The organism is Streptomyces rectiviolaceus (assembly GCF_039533825.1).
GTDB lineage: Bacteria > Actinomycetota > Actinomycetes > Streptomycetales > Streptomycetaceae > Streptomyces > Streptomyces rectiviolaceus.
Genome location: NZ_BAAAUG010000131.1, coordinates 1 through 19,247 on the forward strand (window position 1 = coordinate 1; position 19,247 = coordinate 19,247).

General features: G+C 71.4%; 16 protein-coding genes. 9 read left to right on the forward strand and 7 right to left on the reverse strand.

All coding sequences use genetic code 11. From position 1 onward, the window contains the following. From ABD378_RS31930 to ABD378_RS31955, 6 genes are all read right to left on the reverse strand, one after another. A partial coding sequence (locus ABD378_RS31930; RefSeq protein WP_344526571.1) for a hypothetical protein occupies positions 1-1,187 on the reverse strand: 1,187 nt, incomplete at its 3' end. Continuing rightward, positions 1,171-2,232 (reverse strand): caspase family protein, encoded by a 1,062-nt coding sequence (locus ABD378_RS31935; protein WP_344526572.1) that lies wholly within the window; start codon positions 2,230-2,232, stop codon positions 1,171-1,173. The genes ABD378_RS31930 and ABD378_RS31935, both read right to left, overlap by 17 nt. A gap of 30 nt (positions 2,233-2,262) precedes the next feature. Then, positions 2,263-3,759 (reverse strand): hypothetical protein, encoded by a 1,497-nt coding sequence (locus ABD378_RS31940; protein ID WP_344526573.1) that lies wholly within the window; start codon positions 3,757-3,759, stop codon positions 2,263-2,265. Between the two features lie 82 nt (positions 3,760-3,841). Then, a complete protein-coding gene (locus ABD378_RS31945) occupies positions 3,842-4,672 on the reverse strand; it encodes a transporter substrate-binding domain-containing protein (protein WP_344526574.1) in 831 nt (276 codons plus the stop codon). A gap of 78 nt (positions 4,673-4,750) precedes the next feature. Further along, entirely contained in the window at positions 4,751-6,325 is a 1,575-nt protein-coding gene (locus tag ABD378_RS31950) for a M81 family metallopeptidase (protein ID WP_344526576.1), read from the reverse strand. Beyond that, positions 6,322-7,539, reverse strand: a complete 1,218-nt coding sequence (locus ABD378_RS31955) for an ROK family transcriptional regulator (RefSeq protein ID WP_344526578.1) — start codon at positions 7,537-7,539, stop codon at positions 6,322-6,324. The genes ABD378_RS31950 and ABD378_RS31955 overlap by 4 nt, the downstream gene beginning before the upstream one ends. Before the next feature lie 169 nt (positions 7,540-7,708). On the opposite strand from ABD378_RS31955, the gene ABD378_RS31960 reads away from it, so the two are divergent. The 9 genes from ABD378_RS31960 (at position 7,709) to ABD378_RS32000 (ending at position 18,437) form a co-directional block, all read left to right on the forward strand. Then, positions 7,709-9,586 carry a peptide ABC transporter substrate-binding protein gene (locus tag ABD378_RS31960; protein ID WP_344526580.1) on the forward strand — a complete coding sequence of 626 codons (1,878 nt, stop codon included), beginning with the start codon at positions 7,709-7,711 and terminating at the stop codon, positions 9,584-9,586. Then, positions 9,583-10,533, forward strand: coding sequence for an ABC transporter permease (locus tag ABD378_RS31965; RefSeq protein ID WP_344526582.1), 951 nt, complete (start codon positions 9,583-9,585; stop codon positions 10,531-10,533). The genes ABD378_RS31960 and ABD378_RS31965 overlap by 4 nt, the downstream gene beginning before the upstream one ends. Then, a complete protein-coding gene (locus ABD378_RS31970; RefSeq protein ID WP_344526584.1) occupies positions 10,530-11,444 on the forward strand; it encodes an ABC transporter permease in 915 nt (304 codons plus the stop codon). Before ABD378_RS31965 ends, ABD378_RS31970 begins: the two co-directional genes overlap by 4 nt. A 15-nt stretch (positions 11,445-11,459) precedes the next feature. Beyond that, positions 11,460-13,502, forward strand: a complete 2,043-nt coding sequence (locus tag ABD378_RS31975) for an ABC transporter ATP-binding protein (protein ID WP_344526586.1) — start codon at positions 11,460-11,462, stop codon at positions 13,500-13,502. Then, on the forward strand, positions 13,499-14,404 hold the full coding sequence (gene mmuM / locus ABD378_RS31980; protein ID WP_344526588.1) for a homocysteine S-methyltransferase: 906 nt from the start codon (positions 13,499-13,501) through the stop codon (positions 14,402-14,404). The genes ABD378_RS31975 and mmuM overlap by 4 nt, the downstream gene beginning before the upstream one ends. Before the next feature lie 132 nt (positions 14,405-14,536). Continuing rightward, on the forward strand, positions 14,537-15,628 hold the full coding sequence (locus ABD378_RS31985; protein WP_344526590.1) for a WD40/YVTN/BNR-like repeat-containing protein: 1,092 nt from the start codon (positions 14,537-14,539) through the stop codon (positions 15,626-15,628). 33 nt (positions 15,629-15,661) lie between these two features. Then, positions 15,662-16,339: a uracil-DNA glycosylase gene (locus ABD378_RS31990; protein WP_344526592.1), complete on the forward strand. Its 678-nt coding sequence runs from the start codon at positions 15,662-15,664 to the stop codon at positions 16,337-16,339. After that, positions 16,336-17,361, forward strand: coding sequence for an N-acetylglucosamine kinase (locus ABD378_RS31995; RefSeq protein ID WP_344526594.1), 1,026 nt, complete (start codon positions 16,336-16,338; stop codon positions 17,359-17,361). Before ABD378_RS31990 ends, ABD378_RS31995 begins: the two co-directional genes overlap by 4 nt. Positions 17,362-17,492: 131 nt before the next feature. After that, the gene (locus ABD378_RS32000; protein ID WP_344526596.1) at positions 17,493-18,437 is read left to right on the forward strand and encodes a sirohydrochlorin chelatase; all 945 of its coding nucleotides are present in this window, start codon (positions 17,493-17,495) and stop codon (positions 18,435-18,437) included. Between the two features lie 93 nt (positions 18,438-18,530). Here ABD378_RS32000 and ABD378_RS32005 read toward each other — a convergent pair. Continuing rightward, positions 18,531-19,247, reverse strand: a 717-nt coding sequence (locus ABD378_RS32005; RefSeq protein WP_344526598.1) for a lactonase family protein, incomplete at its 5' end; no start/stop codon positions are given.

A 19,247-nucleotide genomic window follows, 5' to 3' on the forward strand; every position in this document is an offset into this window, starting at 1 on the left:
CCCGGCGCCCGCGTGATGCGGCCGCCGCCCGCCGCGACGCCCGGCCGTCGCTCCTGCTCAAGCCAGGTCGTCCAGACACCGCGCCCGACCATGTGCTCCGCCACGCTCTCCACCACCGAACCGTCCTGGAGGATCCCCGGGTCGGCCGAGTCCGCCCGGACGAGCAGGCGGCAGGACGCCGCGAACATGGGCGGCGACGCGACCGGCGGCACCGGCTCGTCGAGCAGGGTGCACAGCGCGGCGATGTCCGGCTGGACGGGGGCGTAGTGGACGAGGCGCTCCAGGAGGCTGCCGACCCGCCCCAGATCGGGGGCCGGGTGCAGCAGCAGGGCATGGGCCCCGATGATGCCGAGGAAGGGGTTGACGCTCTCCACGTCGAGCAGGCCGAGCAGTTGCCGTGTGGACACCAGGTCGATCCCCTGCCGCAGCCCCGAGAGCGCGGCCTCCGTGGCGAGGTCCAGGGTGCGGTCCGCCGGCTGCCAGCCGATGCCGCGGGGCACCATCTGGATGGAGGCGAACTGCGGCTGCGGGCCCTGTGGTCCGTTGCTCACGAACACCAGGGTCGTCCACCCGTCGAGCACGTGCAGCGCCTGCGCGAGGGGCAGCCCGTCGGCGGGCTGCCTGCGCGTCCTCAACCGGTAGCCGCCGGGCGGCAGTTCGCTGCTCCAGGCCGACCACTCCTGTCCGCCGGCCGGCTCCCAGCCCCCTGCGCCGCCGTCCACGGGCCTGCCGTGCTCGTCGGCGATCTCCAGGGCGAACGGGTCGAGCTGCCAGCCCCGGCGCAGATTGCGGATCAGCACCATCAGGGTCGGCGGGCCGCCCCCGTACGTCGCCTCGGTGCTCCAGCGCATCGCGGCCTCGCGGTGGTCCTCACGGGTCGTGGGGGTGCCCTCGACCGGGGTGGGCATGGGCATGCGGGGCAGCGCGAGCCGCTCGACGAACGGTTCGGTGCCGACCTCGACGAACCTGCTCTCCACCTCGCCGCCGAAGCGCTGCTCGATGCGGTAGATGCCGGGCGGCAGCGTGGTGTCGATGGTGCCCATCGCGTGCGCCACCTCGCGGAACGCGGAGTCCGTGACGGTGACGAGGACCGACGGGGTGTCCGGCATGACGACGAACGGCACCTGGTCCGCCGCGTCCTGTCGTGAGCGCCTGGGTCCGTCAGGGGCTTCAGAGCTGGACACCATTGCCACCACCTGTCATTACCTCGAAGAATCCGCCGTTGCGGAAGTCCGCAGCGTTCACGCTCTCCGCAGTGGCGCGGTACAGACCCGGCGTGAGCTTCTCGACGCACTCCCCCGAGTCGACGTGCAGCCTGAGCGGCGACTGGTCCGGGCCACCGCCGCGCAGCTGTACCCAGCCCCGGAAACCGTCGGGGAAGCACAGCTTGACGGGATACGCCTGCACCGCGAGCTCCCCGGCGAAGAGCATCGGGGCGTTGCCCTTGGTGAACCTGGGCCGTTGCGGGACGAGCATCGTCTGGGTGCGGTCCTCCACATGCCGTACGACGTAGTCGCTGAGGCTGTCGGAGGTGATCAGTCCGTTGCGGGCGGCGCCGCCGCGCAGCCCGTCGAGGAGCGCGGTCGTGAAGTGCCCGCGCGCGAGATCGGGGTCGGGGTGCTGCTCTTCGTAGGCGGGATCGCCGAGTGCGGTGGCGAACCCGACGAAGCAATCGACATCCTCGGGATCCTGCGTGGTTCCGCTGAAGGGCGGCCCGAAGGGCGGCGAACCGCGGTAGCCGGTGCGGCAGCAGTCGGCGAAGCAGACGATCTCCCGGAACGGGGACGCCGCCACGTACCAGTCGAGATAGGGACGTACGGCGACATGGTTTCCGAGCAGGTCGATCGCGGCGTTGGCCATCAGCAGGCCCGCGCTGTTGTCGGCGAGGCCGATCCCGTGCCCCGCGAGGAAGAGGTAGAGGCGGGTCCGCTGCCAGGCGTCGAACTGTTGCTCTCCGGGCAGCTCCGCGATCGCCTGTGCGACGGCCCTGTGTATCTCGTAGAGCGCCCGGTTGACGACTTCTCTGGTCGGTACGGCGCTCATGAAGTCCGCGGTGAGCTCTTCCTCCTTGGAGGCGGTCACCAGGGCGACATTGCCCTCCGGCACGGCGCCTCCGTCGGAGTCGACGAGCCAGTCGCGGAACCGGACCGCATCACCCCGCGCGCCCTGCAGATCACCGATGGCCGGATAACGGTTGATGCCGACCACCACGGCATAGTGCAGGTCGTTCATCGGACTCCCCCTCGTTCGTCCTTGCGCCATTCAGTCGGCGAGCATGGCGGCCACGCTCGCGAGGACCTGCGGGTCGTCGTCGAACGCGGTGTGGCTGCGCGCCCCCGCGTCCAGGCCCGGCGACCAGACCGTGCGCGCGGGGTCCGCCCGCAGGAAGCCGCGCAGGTCGTCCGATTCGGGTCCCACGGCGGCGGGGTCGAGGTACCAGTGCTGCATGCCCGCGATCGGCGTGACGGCGGACTGCCGGGACGGCCCGCGCTCCAGGACTCCGGAGATGAAGTAGAGCAGCGACCTCGGGTAAAGGAACGGCAGGAGGTGGTCGGCCTGCTCCGCCGCGTCGGTCATCGTGAACATCCGGAACCGGTCGAAGAGTTCGGCCTGGCGGCGGACCACGGGAGCCAGCTGCCCCACCGTGCAGGCGGGCGCGAGGAGCACCACGTCCCGCAGCCGGAAGTCGGCGGGGAGGGGGTCGTCGTCCGCTGCGCGCCTGCGCGCGAGGTCCTCGAGCAGGTTGCTGATGAACACGGCGCCTGCGCTGTGGCCGACCACGGTCACCTGGGGGCGGGTGCCGGCGGCGAGCAGCTCGGCGAACCGGTCCAGGAAGTACCGTCCGGCGCGGACCTCGTCGTCCGGGGCGGCGAAGGTGTCGGCGGTCTGCCTCTTCATCGCGTCCCAGATCGCGGCGCCCACATTGGCGAGGTAGAACTCGCGGAGGATCTCCTCGACGACCGTCGGATACAGCCCGTGGTCGGTGCGCTGCCGGAAGCGGCCGACGACGGCGGCCACGACCCGCACGGTCTTGCGCACGACCAACGCGGTGCTCACCAGGGCACGTTCCCCCGTGCCCGCCCTGGCCGCGAGGTCGGCCACGACGTCCGGTGACATCAGTGTGGCCGCCGCGGCACGCCCCCCGATGATGTCTCGCGCCGCGGCGGCCTGCTCTGTGGGGTGGCGCTGGTCCGGGGGCGTCACCGAGTTCACGATCTCCCGGGTGCGCTCGGCCAGTTCGATGTCCGCCGAGAGTTCGGCGGCGATCTGCTTCTGCTCGGCCTCGCTCAGCGGCGGCACGTCCGGCGGGGCGGTCAGCCGCGCGTAGGGCTCCTGTCCCGTCCGTACTTGGGCGAGTTCGGCTGCTACAGCCCTCGGGGCGGGGGTGGCCACCGCCCCGAGGGCTCGCTGTCCTGGCTCCCGGAACACGGTGCCGGTGGCATATCGGGTGACCCTGTTGAGCAGCGTACGGAAGACGCTCTCGTTCAGGATCTGCGGCAGGTTGCCCCGCAGGGTTTCGAGCAGCCCGCTGCTCCACACGAAGAACACGGGGTCGGCCCCTGCCGCCTCGTACACGGGAGCGAGCCGCTGGGCGGTGGCGAACCCCAGCGTGTCGTCGATGAGGCCACCGTGGAAGTGCAGTACGACGCGCGGCCGGTCCTTGAGCCCGGCCACGAGCTCGTCGATGTCGGCGGTGGTGGTCGAGGCGAGCCGACCACCCTGTCGGCTGTGGATGCACCGCTCACGGAAGGAAGCCATGCCCAGGAAAGTAGGACGGCAGCGCGGCCCCGACATCGGGGGCCAACTCAGGGATAACCCCTGACTGGAAAGACCGCGAGGACTAGGAACCCGAGGGGGTGCCCATCCATTCGGCCTCGTACCCCGCGTACGTGCCGTCGTGCGTCGCCAGGTGCGTGAACTGGTCGACGTACTCCTTGAACGGCTCGTCGCCGCGCGGCAGTGCGTACGCCTTCTCGGAGAAGGTGAAGGGCTTCTCGGGGTGCAGGGAGCAGAGTTCGGGGTGGATCTTGGACTGGTAGCGGGTCTCGCTGGCGTCCGTCATCATCACGTCCGCGCGGCCCTCGATGATCTCCTGGAAGATCGTGGTGTTCTCCGGGTGCAGCTTGATGGTGGCCTGCTTGATGTTGGCGCGCGCGAACTGCTCGTTCGTGCCGCCGGGGTTCACGATGACGGTGGTGCCCTGCTTGTCGATGTCCTTGAGCGTGCCCTCGCCGAACTTCTCCTTGTCGGCGCAGCGGATGATCGGCGTCTTGCCGTCCTCGCGGGTCGGCTCGCTGAAGTAGACCTGGCGGGCGCGCGGCAGGGTGATGGAGACACCGCCGACCGCGATGTCGCAGCGGCCCGCCGCGACGTCCTTGGTCAGGTTCGCCCACGTCGTCGCCACGTACGAAGGCTTGGCGTCCAGGCTCTTCGCCAGGTCCTCGGCCATCTTGATGTCCACGCCGCTGTACGTCTTGTCGGCGGGGTCGAGGTGGGTGAACGGGCGGTAGTCGCCCGTCGTGCACACCTTCAGGACGCCCGACTTCGGCACGGAGTCCAGGAGGCTGCCGTGGTGGCGTTCCTTGCCGCGCCCGGCGTCGGGCGACGCGGGCGCGGCAGCCGTGACGGCGAGCAGACAGACCAGGGCGGACAGGGTGGCGGCACGCTTCACGGGGGCTCCTCCGGACGGGTTCGCGGCTCGAAGGGATCACCCTCGCAGAAGCGTTCTGGCCGGTGAAGCCCCTTCTCATCAGGCGAGCGGCGCCAGCTGGGTTGCCGTGAGACCGGGTCCGTCCCCACCGTCGTACGCGTCCTCGTCGAACGGGTACAGCGGGCGCTCCACCCGGTGGTGGCCGAGCCGCGGCAGGTCCTGGTCGACACCGCCCGGGGTGAGGGCGAGGAGCCAGTCGGCGGCCATGTCGTAGAGCTCGGGCTCCAGGTAGCCGATCTTGACGACCACCAGGTCGAAGGTGCGCGGGTCGATGCCCAGGCCGCCGTCCGCCGGGCCCATGAAGTCCGCGAGGGTGTGGAAGGGCTTGCGGCGCTCGACGAGGATCACGGTCACGCCGCCGGTCCGCACCGCCGCCATGTCGACGCCCCGGTCGTACGCGCCGCCCTCCGCCCGGTCCTTCTGCTCGGCCGCGCGCTGCAACGCCACGACGGTGCCGGTGAGTTCGAGGGGCCCGCCGTGGTTCGCGTCGACCTTGCCGCCCACGCTCAGGGTGACCTCGGCGCCCACTCCGGCCTCGAAGCAGCGGGCGACGGCGGCCGGGTCGGTGATGCCGGGGTGGACCGCGGTGACCTTCCCGGAACGGATCGCGTCGTTCTCCAGGAGCTTGCCGAGCATGTACGCGAGGTCTCCCGCGCCGCCCGCCGTGGGGTTGTCGCCGGAGTCGCTGATCAGGAAGGGCCGCTTGTCCGACGCGACCGCCTTCTCGATGCACTCCTCGGCGCCGCCCGTGGGCCCGACGAAGACGAAGTCGCGGCGCGCGTCCCAGTAGCGACGGGCAAGCTTCTCGGCCTCCGCGGCGGCCAGTTCGGCGTCGTCCCCGGTGACCACGATCGCGGCCTTGCAGCGCGGCTCGTCCGCCCAGGCGTAGCCGACCCACAACGCCGCGTCGAGGATGCCTGGCAGCCGCTCGATGTCGGCGAGCGAGGCGTAGAGGGACTTGGCGGGCTCAAGGCGGGTGCTGGTCTTCTCGCCCGGCAGGAGCACCGGCACCTGCACCCAGGCGCGGTGCGGCCGGGTGCCCTCGCGCAGGCAGCGTACGAGATTGCGCGCGGCGCGCTCGCGGGTCTCCCAGGCGTCCTCGTGCGGGGCCAGACGGTGGGCGGTGAGCAGGTCGATGGGCTCGGCGAACCGGCGCGAGACGTTGCCGTGCAGGTCCATGGCGGTCGAGATCATCGGGCGGCCGCCGTCGGGGGTGCCGACGGCGTCGAGGGCGGCGCGGACCGCTTCCGTCAGATCGGCCTCGGCGTCGGTCAGACCGATGACGCTCATCGCGCCGTGGATGTCGTAGACGAGGCCGTCCAGGGGGCCCGCTTCCCGTATGCGCGTGACCAGTTCGTCCTTCAGGGTCAGATACGACTCCGCCTCCACGGGCCCGCCGGGCAGCGAGGTCGCGTGCAGGAGCGGCACCCACTCGACCGTGTAGGCCAGGTCGGATTCCGGCCGGGTCCAGGTGTAGCGGTCCAGGAGGTCCTTGCCGCGGGTCTGGCGGAAGTCGTCTGTGGTGGAGCGGTGCGGGCAGAAGGTGGAGGACTCGATGCCGATGCCGCCGATGCCGATGCGGAGGCGACGCTGGTTCGTTGCGGGGGTGGTCATGCCTGGACGCTCTCTTCCTGGGGGTCCGGGGTCGTCGGGAGGTTCTGGCGCAGGGCGGTGAGTCCCGCGCCGAGGAGGCCCGCGTCGCGGCCTGTCACGGTGGTGGTGATCTCCAGGTCCGCGGTGGCCAGGGGCAGGCAGCGCTCGTAGAGAACGCCGCGTACGGCGGCGACGAGCGGTTCCGCGGTGGCGAGGACACCGCCGAGGGCGACGGCCTGGGGGTTGAAGAAGTTCACGACGACGGACAGGACCGTGCCGATGTGCCGTCCGGCGGTACGGACGAGGGTGGTGGCCTGCGGGTCGCCGTCGGCGACGAGCCGCAGAAGCTCGGTCGTGTCCGCCACCTCGACGCCCTGCAGGGCGAGTTCGCGGATCAGGGCGGCGCCGCTTGCCACGGTCTCCAGGCAGCCGATGTTGCCGCAGCTGCACGGGCGGTCGCCCGCCGCCTCGATGCGTACGTGACTGATGTCGCCCGCGGAGCCGTTGGCGCCGTCGTGCGGGCGCCCCGCCACGATGACACCGCTGCCGATGCCACGGCCGGCCTTGACGACGACCATGTGGTCGAGGCCGGGGCGTGCGGTGCGGTGCTCGCCCACGGCCATCATCGTGGCGTCGTTGTCGACGGTGACGGGGATGCCGAGGCGTTCGGCGAGGACGTCACGCAGCGGATAGCGGTGCCAGCCGGGCATGCGGGACGGGCTCAGGACGCGGCCCTCCGTGGGCTGCACGGGTCCGGGGAAGGCGACGCCGATGGCGCGGACGGTGCGGCCCGCCTCGCGCTGGCGGGCGCCCAGTTCGGCGACCTGACCGCAGAGCCAGTCGACGGCGGACTCGGGTCCCGCGGTGATGTCGTGCGGCAGGTCGACGGCGTCAAGGACCGTGCCGCCGAGGTCGACGACGCCGATGCGCGCGTGGTGGCTGCCGAGGTCGGCGGCGAGCGCGACGCCGCCTTGCGCGTGGACGCGAAGGAGGCGGGGGCGGCGGCCACCGCGTGACGCGCCCTCGCCGGATTCGGTGAGCACGCCGGCGGTGACGAGTTCCTGCACGCGCAGCGACACGGTGGAGGGGGCGAGCCCCAACTCCCGTACGAGATCGGCCCGGGAGGAGGCGGCGCCCGAGGAGACCAGCTGCAGGATGTGCTGCGCCGAGCCCGGTTCGCCCTGCGGTGTTCCGGCCATGCCGCCCCCAGTTGCTTCGATCAGTTCGTTCGACATCGAGACGAACACTAAGTCTCTTCAAAGCAAGTTGGCCAGACCCTCCCGACTTTGTGACTTCTTGCCGAACGAAGCTCTTGACTTGATTTTGTCGCCAGACCTAGCGTTCAGGCGCCGCCCGTCGATCTCCGGCACGGTCCGGCTCTCGCATCCTTGGAGGCCCTTCGCCATGCGCTCTAGGCGAGCACGTCCCCGCGCGCGGCGCCGCGCTCTCATAGCCGCGGCGGCAGCCGTTGCCGCGCTCGCCCTCACGGCGGTCACCGGCTGCACCCAGGAGGGCGGCCGCGTCGACATGGGCCCCACCGGCGGCACCCCGGTCGAGGGCGGCACCGTGACGATGGCGCTGCCGCCCGCCGCGACGCCGAACTGGATCTTCCCGATCGGCCCGCCCGGCTACGGCGCCTCGTACAATTACGGGATCCAGTCGCTCCTCTTCATGCCGGTGTACGACGCCGTGCAGGACAAGGGCGAAGAGGCGCTGACCACGCACGGCCCGAGCACGCTCGGCCTCGAACCGAAGTTCAGTGACGGCAACAGGACCGTGACCGTGCCGCTGCGCGAGGGCGTGGAGTGGTCCGACGGAAAGCCGGTCACCGCCCGTGACGTCGAGTTCTGGTTCAACCTCCTCAAGGCCAACAAGGCGGACTGGGGCAACTACTCGGTCGGCGCGATGCCCGACAACATCAAGCGCCTCGAGACCGTCGACGACCACACCGTCCGCCTGCACCTGAGCCGTGCGTACAACCCGGACTGGTTCGCCGCCAACCAGCTCACCCGCATGCGCGCCCTCCCCCAGCACGCCTGGGACGCCAAGACCGACGGCGGCGAGGTCGGCGACTGGGACCGCACCAAGCCAGGCGCCAAGAGCGTCTTCGCGCGGCTCACCCGGCACGCCAAGAGCCTGGGTTCGTACGCCTCGGACCCGCTCTGGAAGACGGTCAACGGGCCCTGGAAGCTGGCGGGTTGGCGCGACAGCGGCCAGGTCACCATCGTGCCGAACGAGAAGTACACCGGCCCCGATTCGCAGCGCCCGCACCTCGACAAGGTCGTCTTCAAGCCCTTCACCACCGCCGACTCCGAGTACAACGTGCTGCGTTCGGGAGGCGTCGACTACGGCTACATCCCGCCGTCGGTGATGGCGCAGAAGGAGAAGTTCGAGGAGAAGGGCTACCGCGTCGATCCGTGGGAGGGCTGGGCGGCGACGTACATCGTCTACAACTTCAACTCCACGCAGGCGGGCCCGATGATGGACCAGCTCTACATCCGCCAGGCGATGCAGCACCTCGTCGACCAGAAGGCGATGAGCGACGTCATCTGGCAGGGCAGCGCGACGCCGACGCTCGGTCCGGTGCCGGTGACGCCCAAGAGCCAGTACTTGTCCGGGGCGATGGAGAGGAACCAGTACCCCTTCGACGTGCGGAAGGCTCAGCGGCTCCTCGCCGAGCACGGCTGGAGGACGGTGGACGGCACCGCACGCTGCGTACGCCCGGGAACGGGCGCCGACGAGTGCGGCAAGGGCATCGCGAGGAACACGCCGCTCGAACTCACCCTGCTCTCCCAGTCCGGCTCCACCGAGACGACGAACATGATGCAGGAGCTCAAGTCCTCGCTCTCCAAGGGCGGGATCGACCTCACCGTGCGCCAGCAGCCGCTGAACTCGGTGCTCGGCAACTCCGTCCCCTGCAAGGCGAAGGACCCCGGCTGCGACTGGGACATGTCGTTCTTCGGGACGGCCGGCAGCTGGTACTACCCGCTCAACCCGAGTGGTGAGCAGCTCTTCTCCACCGGGGCTTCGGCCAACTTCGGCAACTACAGCGACAAGAAGGCCGACCGGATCATCCGCGGCGTGCAGTACTCGCCGGACATGAAGGCCGTGCACGAGTACGGCGAGTACCTCGCCGAGCAGCTGCCTGTGATGTGGATGCCCAACCCCGCCTACCAAGTCTCCGTGATCCGCAACGACTTGCGGGGCATCAGCCAGAACCCGACCGTCACCTTCGCGCCGCAGGACTGGTACTACGTCAAGAAGAAGGGAGCCGACAAGTGACCGGCTTTCTGGTCAAGCGCTTCCTTCAGGCGCTCGTCGTGCTGTTCCTCGTCTCGATCATCGTCTTCACGCTGCTCCACATGCTGCCCGGCGGACCCGCGCGCGCCATCCTCGGCCCCAAGGGCACGCCGCAGCAGATCGAGCACTTCAACCACCAGCAGGGATACGACCGTTCACTGCCCGCGCAGTACGTGATGTACCTGAAGCGTCTTTTCACCGGCGACCTCGGCGAGTCGTTCAAGCTCAACTCGCCGGTCTTCGACCTGCTCAAGCAGCGTCTGCCGAAGACCCTGCTCCTGACGGTGCTCTCCACCGCGCTCGCCGTGGTCATCGCCGTCCCGCTCGGCCTCCTCCAGGCCGTGCGGCGCGGCAAGGCGTCGGACTACGCGCTGACGGGGCTCGCCTTCCTCCTCTACGCGACGCCGGTGTTCTTCCTCGGCCTCATCATGATCATCCTGTTCGCGCAGGTGATGCCGATCCTCCCGGCGGAGGCACCACAGGGTGAGAGCGTCGGTGAACTCCTGGGCGACTTCACGGGGTTGGTGCTCCCGGTCGTCACCATGGCGTTCGGCATCGTGGCGATGTTCAGCCGCTACATGCGCTCGGCGGTCCTGGACAACCTCACCGAGGAATACGTCCGTACGGCGATGGCCAAGGGCCAGTCGAGCCGCCGGATCATGGTCCGCCATGTCCTGCGCAACGCGCTGATCCCGCTCGCGACCCTGCTCGGCCTCTACCTGCCCACACTCTTCAGCGGCGCGCTCGTCGTCGAGTCGATGTTCAACTACCCCGGCATGGGGCTGCTGTTCTGGAACGCGGCGCAGGGCTCCGACTTCCCGGTGCTGCTCGGCGTGACGCTCGTCGTCGGGGTCGCCACCGTCATCGGCTCGCTGCTCACCGACATCCTGTACGCCGTCCTCGACCCCCGGATCCGGAGCGTGGCATGAGTACCGCGACCGCAGACGTCACCCCCGGGGCCGCTCCCGGGAACGAGGCGGCGGCCCAGGCCACGCCCTCGCTCGCCCGCCGCACGCTCCAGGTCTTCACCGGCAACAAGCTCGCCCTGACGGGCGTGGTGGTCCTGGTCCTGCTCCTGGCCTTCAGCTACCTCGGACCGCTGCTCCACCCCACCGAGCAGGTGCACACCGACCTGTCGCAGGCCAACCTCGCGCCGGGCAGCCCAGGACACCTCCTGGGCACCACCGACCTCGGCTACGACATGGTCGGGCGGCTGATGGTCGCCGGGCGGACGTCGCTCGAAATAGGCCTGGCGGCGGGCCTGTTGGCGACGCTCTTCGGGACCGTGTACGGCGCGGTCGCGGGGTACTTCGGCGGCTGGGTGGACGCGGCCATGATGCGGATCACGGATGCCGCGCTCGCGATCCCGGCGATGTTCCTGCTCGTCGTGGTCGCCGCGATCATCACGCCCAGCAAGGGCGTCCTCATCGTCATCATCGCCTCGGTCGCCTGGCTGTCCCCCGCCCGCCTGGTGCGCGGCGAGGCGCTCTCGCTGCGCGACCGCGAGTACGTACAGGCCATGCGGATGATGGGCGGCGGTGGCGCGCGGGCGGTGTTCAAGCACATCGTGCCGAACGCGATCGGCACGGTCATCGTCAACTGCACCTTCCAGATCGCCGACGCCATCCTCTACGTCAGCTATCTGGCCTTCCTCGGCCTGAGCATTCCGCCGCCGTCGGCCGACTGGGGCTCGATGCTCTCGGCCGGCATCACCTACACCCAGAACGGCTACTGGTGGCTGATCTTCCCGCCGGGCATCGCGATCGTCCTTGTCGTCGCCGCGTTCAACTTCATCGGTGACGGGCTGCGGGACGCGTTCGAAGTACGGCTGCGGAAGTAAGGGAGAACCACAGAGATGACCGAGCCTCTGCTCAAGATCGACGATCTGCGCGTCGACATCGCCTCGCGCGACCGCACCGTCCACGCCCTCGACGGCGTCAGTCTCGAACTCGCCCCGGGTGAGGCCCTGGGCGTCGTGGGTGAGTCGGGATGCGGCAAGACGATGACCGCGCTCAGCGTCCTCGGCCTGCTGCCGCCCGGCGGCGAAGTCACCGGCGGGCGGGTCCTGTTCGACGGCCAGGACCTGGCCGTGGCCCCCGCCCCGGTCCTTCAGGACGTACGGGGCAACACCATCGGCATGGTCTTCCAGGACCCGCTCACCTCGCTGAACCCGACGATGACGATCGGGGCGCAGGTGGCCGAGCCGCTCGTCCTGCACCGTCCGGAACTGAGCAGGAAAGAGGCGTGGGCGCGGGCCGAGGAGATGCTGCGCCTGGTCGGCATGCCGCAGCCCGGCGAGCGCATGAAGGCGTATCCGCACCAGCTGTCGGGCGGCATGCGCCAGCGCGTGGCGATCGCCATGGCCCTGGTCTGCGAGCCGAAGCTGCTCATCGCGGACGAGCCGACCACTGCCCTGGACGTGACGACACAGCACCAGATCCTGGAGCTGATCGACGGCCTGCGCGAGCGGCTCGGCATGGCGATGATCCTGGTCACGCACGACCTGGGCGTCATCGCCAACCGGGTGGACCGGGTCGCGGTGATGTACGCGGGCAAGATCGCCGAACAGTCCGACGTACGCGGCCTGTTCGCGAGACCCCGGCACCGCTACACGGAGGCGCTGTTCGCCTCGCTCCCCGAGCGGGCCGCCGACAGCGGCACCGCGCTCCACACGATCCCGGGGCTTCCGCCGAACCTGGCGGTGCCCCCGACGGGGTGCCGCTTCGCGCCGCGCTGCGCCTTCGCCACGGACGAGTGCCGGGAGCGGGAGCCGCAGCTCGCGGACGACGAGGTGCGGGGAGGCGAGCACCGGTTCGCCTGCTTCCATCCGGTGCCTGACAACGCTTCGGAGGCCGAGGTCGTGATCCCGCCCACGGTGCCCGCGCCGCGCGCGCCCGGCGACGTACTCCTCGAACTCGACGCCCTGGTCAAGGACTTCCCCCTCAAGGGCGGCGCGTTCTCGCGCCGTCGGGGCACGGTGAGTGCGGTCGGCGGGGTGTCCCTGGAGATCCGCAAGGGCGAGACGTTCGGCATGGTCGGCGAGTCCGGATGCGGCAAGACCACGCTCGGCCGGATCGTCGCGGGCCTGGAGGAGCCGACCGCGGGGCGGGTGCTCTTCGACGGACACGACCCGGCGCGGATGTCGCGGGCCGAGCGCCGTGCGCACCGGCGGCGCGTGCAGCTGATGTTCCAGGACTCCACGGCCGCCATGGACCCCCGGATGCGGGTCGGCGAGATCCTGCGGGAGCCCCTCGTCATCCAGGGCGTCGGCAGCCGCGCCGACCAGGAGAAGCTGATCGGTGAACTCCTGGACGCGGTCGGCCTGCCGCGCGGCGCCGTGCACCGCTACCCGCACGAGTTCTCCGGCGGACAGCGCCAACGTCTTGGCCTGGCACGGGCGTTGACGCTCTCCCCCGACCTGGTGGTGGCGGACGAGCCGGTCTCCGCGCTCGACGTCTCGGTCCAGGCGCAGATCCTGAACCTGATGCGGGAGCTGCAGCGGGAGCGCGGTCTGACGTACCTGTTCATCTCGCACGACCTGGCGGTGGTGCGCCACCTCGCGGACACGGTCGGCGTGATGTACCTCGGCAAGCTGGTCGAGTCGGGCCCGGCCGCGCAGGTGTACGCGCATCCGCTGCACCCCTACACGCGGGGGCTGCTCGACACGGTCAACCTGCCGGACCCGGAAGCGGCACAGGGCCCGGACCGCACGCCCCTGGAGGGCGAGACACCGTCGGCCGCGAAGCCGCCATCGGGCTGCCGCTTCCGCACCCGATGTCCCGTGGCCCAGGAGATGTGCGCCACGACGGAGCCGCTGGTGAGCACGCCGAACAGCGCGGGACACCAGGTCGCGTGCCACTTCCCTCTGTCCGCGCCTCGGCTAGCGTCGGCAGTGTGAGAATCGCGGATGCCCTGACCCGCCGCCCGCTCGTGCTCGACGGCGGCCTCTCCAACCAGCTGGAGGCCGCCGGGCACGACCTGAGCGACGCCCTGTGGTCGGCGAGGCTGCTCGCCGACGAGCCGGGAGCCATCGTGGCGGCGCACCGGGCCTACTACGAGGCGGGCGCGGACATCGCCACCACGGCGAGCTATCAGGCGACGTTCGAGGGCTTCGCCAAGCACGGCATCGACGCGGTGAGCACCGCCGAACTCCTGCGCCTGAGCGTGGAGTTGGCCCGCGAGGCGGGAGCGGAAGCGGGCCGCGAGGTGTGGGTGGCCGCGTCCGCGGGCCCGTACGGGGCGATGCTCGCGGACGGCTCCGAGTACCGCGGGAGGTACGGCCTGACGGTGGCCGAGCTCGAACGCTTCCACCGCCCGCGCCTGGAGGTCCTTGCCGACGCGGAGCCGGACGTCATCGCCCTGGAGACGGTGCCGGACACCGACGAGGCGCGGGCCCTGCTGCGGGCGGTGCGGGGCCTCGGGGTGCCCGCCTGGCTCTCGTACACCGTCTCCGGCGGCTACACGCGGGCGGGCCAGCCCCTGACGGAGGCCTTCGCCCTGGCCGCCGACGCCGAGGAGATCCTGGCGGTCGGCGTCAACTGCTGCGACCCCCAGGACGCGGACGCGGCGGTGCGCCTGGCCGCGCGGATCACGGGAAAGCCGGTGGTGGCGTACCCGAACAGCGGCGAGACGTGGGACGCGACCGCCAGGGCGTGGCGGGGCCCGGCGCACTTCACCGCGGGCCGGGTCGCGGCCTTGCGGGACTCGGGAGCACGCCTGATCGGGGGGTGCTGCCGGGTGGGGCCGGAAACGATCGCGCGGGTCGCCGCCGAGCTGTCCGGGACCGGTCGGCCGATGTGAGGCCATGAGGGCTCGCTCCCGTCCACCACACCCGACCCGACCTGCGAGAACGTCCCACCCAGGGGTGACTGTCAGTGCCTGGGTGCAGACTGAGCCATGCCTGAGACAACGACGTCCCGGAGGTGGCCCGTCATGGCCGAGATCATTCTGACCGTAGGTACCCGCAAAGGCCTCTTCATCGGCCGCAAGCGCACCGGCACGAGCACCTGGCAGTTCGACGAAAGCCCGTACTTCAACGCCCAGGCCATCTACTCGGTGGCCATCGACACCCGCGGCAGCACCCCCCGCCTCCTGGTGGGCGGCGACAGTTCCCATTTCGGCCCGTCCGTCTTCCACTCCGACGACCTCGGCAGGACCTGGACGGAACCGCCCAAGGCACCCGTCAAGTTCCCCAAGGACACCGAGGCCTCGCTGGAGCGGGTCTGGCAACTGCACCCGGCTGCCGCCGAACCGGACGTCGTGTACGCGGGCACGGAACCGGCGGCCCTGTACAAATCACAGGACCGGGGCGAGACCTTCGAGCTCGTACGCCCTCTCTGGGAGCACCCCACACGCGACAAGTGGGTGCCGGGCGGCGGCGGTGAAGGCCTGCACACCGTCCTTACCGACCCCCGCGACCCGAACGCGGTGACGGTCGCCGTCTCCACCGCCGGAGTCTTCCGCACCCTGGACGGCGGCAAGAGCTGGGCCCCGTCGAACAACGGCGTGTCCGCGGTCTTCCTGCCGGACCCGAACCCGGAGTTCGGCCAGTGCGTGCACAAGGTCGCGCGGGACGCCGTCGACCCGGACCGCCTGTATCTGCAGAACCACTGGGGCGTGTTCCGCAGCGACGACTCGGGGGCGCACTGGACGGACATCGGCGAGGGCCTCCCCTCCGACTTCGGTTTCGCCGCTGTCGCCCACCCGCACCGCGCGGACACGGCCTACGTCTTCCCGATCAACGCCGACATGGACCGCGTCCCCGCCGACCACCGATGCCGCGTCTACCGCACGTCCGACGCGGGCAAGAGCTGGGAGCCGCTCAGCACGGGCCTCCCGGCCGGCGACCACTACGGCACGGTGCTGCGGGACGCGATGTGCAGCGACGACCAGGATCCCGCGGGCATCTACTTCGGCAATCGCAACGGCGAGGTGTACGCGTCGGCGGACGACGGGGACAGCTGGCAGGAGTTGGCGTCCCACCTGCCCGACGTACTGTGCGTCAGGGCGGCGGCCATCGGTTGATCGACGCCCCCGTTACGGCAGTAGGGTGACGCCGTGGCACCACGACCCTTGCACGAAATCGTCGAAGCCGGCTGGGCGAAGGCCCTCGAACCCGTCGCCGGGAAGATCGCCGAGATGGGCGGCTTCCTGCGCGCCGAGATCGCCGCGGGACGCACCTATCTCCCGTCCGGGCCGAACGTCCTGCGCGCGTTCCAACAGCCCTTCGACGAGGTGCGGGTGCTGATCGTCGGCCAGGATCCCTACCCGACCCCCGGGCACGCGGTGGGTCTGTCGTTCTCGGTCGCGCCCGAGGTGCGCCCGCTGCCCGGCAGCCTCATCAACATCTACCGCGAGATGGGCTCCGACCTGGGCGTCCCGCCTCCGTCGAACGGCGACCTCACGCCCTGGACCCAGCAGGGCGTCCTGCTGCTCAACAAGGCGCTCACCACTGCCCCGGGGCGTCCTGCCGCGCACCGGGGCAAGGGCTGGGAGGAGGTCACCGAGCAGGCCATCAAGGCACTGGCCGCACGCGGGCGGCCGCTCGTGTCCATCCTGTGGGGGCGCGACGCCCGCAATCTGCGGCCGCTGCTCGGTCCGCTGCCGTCGGTCGAGTCGTCGCACCCTTCGCCGATGTCGGCGGACCGCGGCTTCTTCGGCTCGCGCCCCTTCAGCCGGGCCAACGACCTCCTTGTCCAGCAGGGCGGGCAGCCGGTGGACTGGCGGCTTCCGTGACGGACACCGCGTGTGTCATCGGGGTCGACTCGGGCGGCTCCGGGCTGCGGGTCGCCCTCGGTGGTCCGGGTGACGCCTCGGGCCGCCCTGCCCCGCTGAGCTCGAAGGAGCCGGTGCGCACCGGAGCGCGCGGTATCGACGCCGGGCACTTCACGGAGCAACTGGTGCCCATGGCCAGGGAGTTGCTGGAGCAGGCGGGCGGCGGGCGTATCACCGCTGTCGCCATCGGCGCCGCGGGCATGGCGACCCTCGGTGACGACCTGCGCGCGCAGCTGCCGTCGGCGCTTCAACAGGCCCTGGGCGTAAGCCGCCTGGCGCTCGCCGCGGACGCCGTCACCGCGTACGCGGGCGCCCTCGGTGACCGCCCCGGCGCGGTCGTCGCCGCGGGCACCGGCATGATCGCGATCGGCACGGACCTGACCGTCTGGCACCGCGCCGACGGCTGGGGGCATCTGCTCGGCGACTGCGGCGGCGGCGCGTGGATCGGCCGCGCGGGCCTGGAGGCGGCGATGCGGGCGTTCGACGGCAGGCGCCGCGGTTCGAAGGCGCTGCTCGCCCGCGACGAGGAGCTGTTCGGCCCCGCGCCGGGACTGCCCGGACAGCTCTATCCCCGTACGGACCGGCCCGCGATGCTCGCCTCGTTCGCGCCCGAAGTGGCGCGCTGCGCCCCCGGGGACCCCGTGGCCGATGCGATCCTGCGGGACGCCGCCCGGCACATCGCCGAAGCCGCGGCCGCCGTCTGCCCGGAGTCCGGCGCGGTGGGCCAGAGCGAGCAGCCGGAAGTCGCCCTGACCGGAGGCCTGTTCAAGATGGGCGACGCGCTGCTCCGGCCCGTGCGCGCGGAGCTGCGGGGCCTGCGGCACGTTCGCCTCGTTCCGGCCGCCGGAGACCCGCTGGACGGCGCCGTGCGCATCGCCGCCGATGTCGCCGCGGACCGACTGCGCCTGCCGCTCGACCCGCGCATGCTCACCGTGCACATCGGGTACACCGAGCACACCGAGCACACCGAGCACGTCAGTTGATCACCCCGGATGACCATTCCGTAAGGTGACAGTTGACCTCTACGTAACTCATAAGACAAAACCGGACTAATACCGCCCACCTGTACCCTCCCCGAACAGCGAAGCCCCAGAGACCAGTAGCATGCGGGGCCATGAGCTCCCCCACCGGGCCCGCATCAGGCCTGCCCGTACGAATGCCGCGACCCCGCCAGCCCGGTCGGCACCGCCGCCCGGAGCCCGTGGCGGCTCCCGAGAACGCGCCCGCGCTCGTCCTCGCCGTACCGGGCGTACCCAGCACCGCCACGCGCAGCCTCGCCGAAGAGGTCGTGAGCATCGCCCGCTCCGAGCTGCCCGGCCTCGACGCTCGCATCGGGTACCTCGACGGGACCGAGGACGCCACGGTCACCTCGTTCCCGGAGTTCCCCTCGCTGCAGTCCGTGCTCGCGCACGCCGCCGTCGAGCGCACCGCACGCTATGAGCAGGCGCGCGCCGCGGGGTCGGACGTCACCGAGCCCGACGGCCCCGTCGCCGTCGTCGTGCCTCTCCTCGCGGGCCCCGACAACGCGCTGATGCGGCGCGTGCGGCAGGCAGTGATGGACAGCCGCGCCCCCGCCGAGCTGACGGACGTCCTCGGCCCGCACCCGCTGCTCGCCGAGGCCCTGCACGTGCGCCTGTCGGAGGCCGGTCTGGCCCGCGCCGACCGCGCCCGCCTGTTCACGGTGGCCACCGCGGCGGACGGCATCATCCTCGCCACGGTCGGCGGCGATGAGGCCGTGCAGGCCGCCGGGATCACCGGCATGCTGCTCGCGGCCCGCCTCGCGGTACCGGTGATGGCCGCCGCGCTCGACCAGGAGGGCGCCATCGCGAACACCGCCGAGGAGCTGCGCGGCTCCGGCTCCACGCAGCTGGCGCTCGCCCCGTACCTGATCGGCCCCGAGATCGACGCGAGCCTTCTCGACGCCGCCGCCAAGGAGGCGGGCTGCTCGGTCGCCGAGTCGCTCGGCGCCTACCCGGCGATCGGCAAGCTCGCCCTCTCCAAGTACACGTCGGCGCTCGGGATCGCCCCGCAGCAGCCGTCGGGCGCGCCGGTCCACTGACCGCGCAGCGCCGGCAGACCTGATGCCGTTACGCCGATGGGCCCGCCCCCTGATGCAGGGGGCGGGCCCATCGGCGTACGCGGGCGCGGCGGCTCAGCCGAAGATCACGCAGGAGGCGGCAGGGGCCTCGATCGAGCCCGCGCGGCGCGGGATGCCCGTCGCCGGGTCGATCGCGAACCAGGTCACGTCACCGGACCGCTCATTGGCCGCGTACAGGAACCGCCCGGACGGGTCGATGGCCAGGTCACGCGGCCAGTGGCCGCCGCACGGCACGGTGGCGGCGAGCCGCGGCCGCGTCCCCGCCTCGTCGAGGGCGAGCACCGAGATGACGTCCTGGCCGCGGGTCGCGGTCCACAGGAAGCGGCCGTCGGGCGCGATGACGACCTCGGAGGGGTAGGCCTCGCCGTCGCCGTCCGTGGGGCCCGGCAGGACGGCCGCCTCGCCGAGCGGCTTGAGGGTGCCGTCGGCGGCGTCCCAGGCGCAGATCGTGAGGGTGGGGGCGAGCTCGTTCAGGACGTACGCGCGGTCGCCGCGCGGGTGGAACACGAGATGCCGCGGGCCTGATCCCGGCCGCAGCGCGACCTCGCGGTGCAGGGTCGGCTCGCCCGCCGCCGTGAGCTCGCAGACGCGTACGGAATCGGTGCCGAGGTCGACGCTCACCACCCAGCGGCCGCTCGGGTCGGGCAGGACCTGGTGGGCGTGCGGCCGCTGCTGGCGCTGCGGGTGGGGTCCCGCGCCGGTGTGCGGCAGGACGCCGGAGGGGGCGGGGGCGAGGCTGCCGTCGGAGCGCACGGGCACGGCGCTGACGCT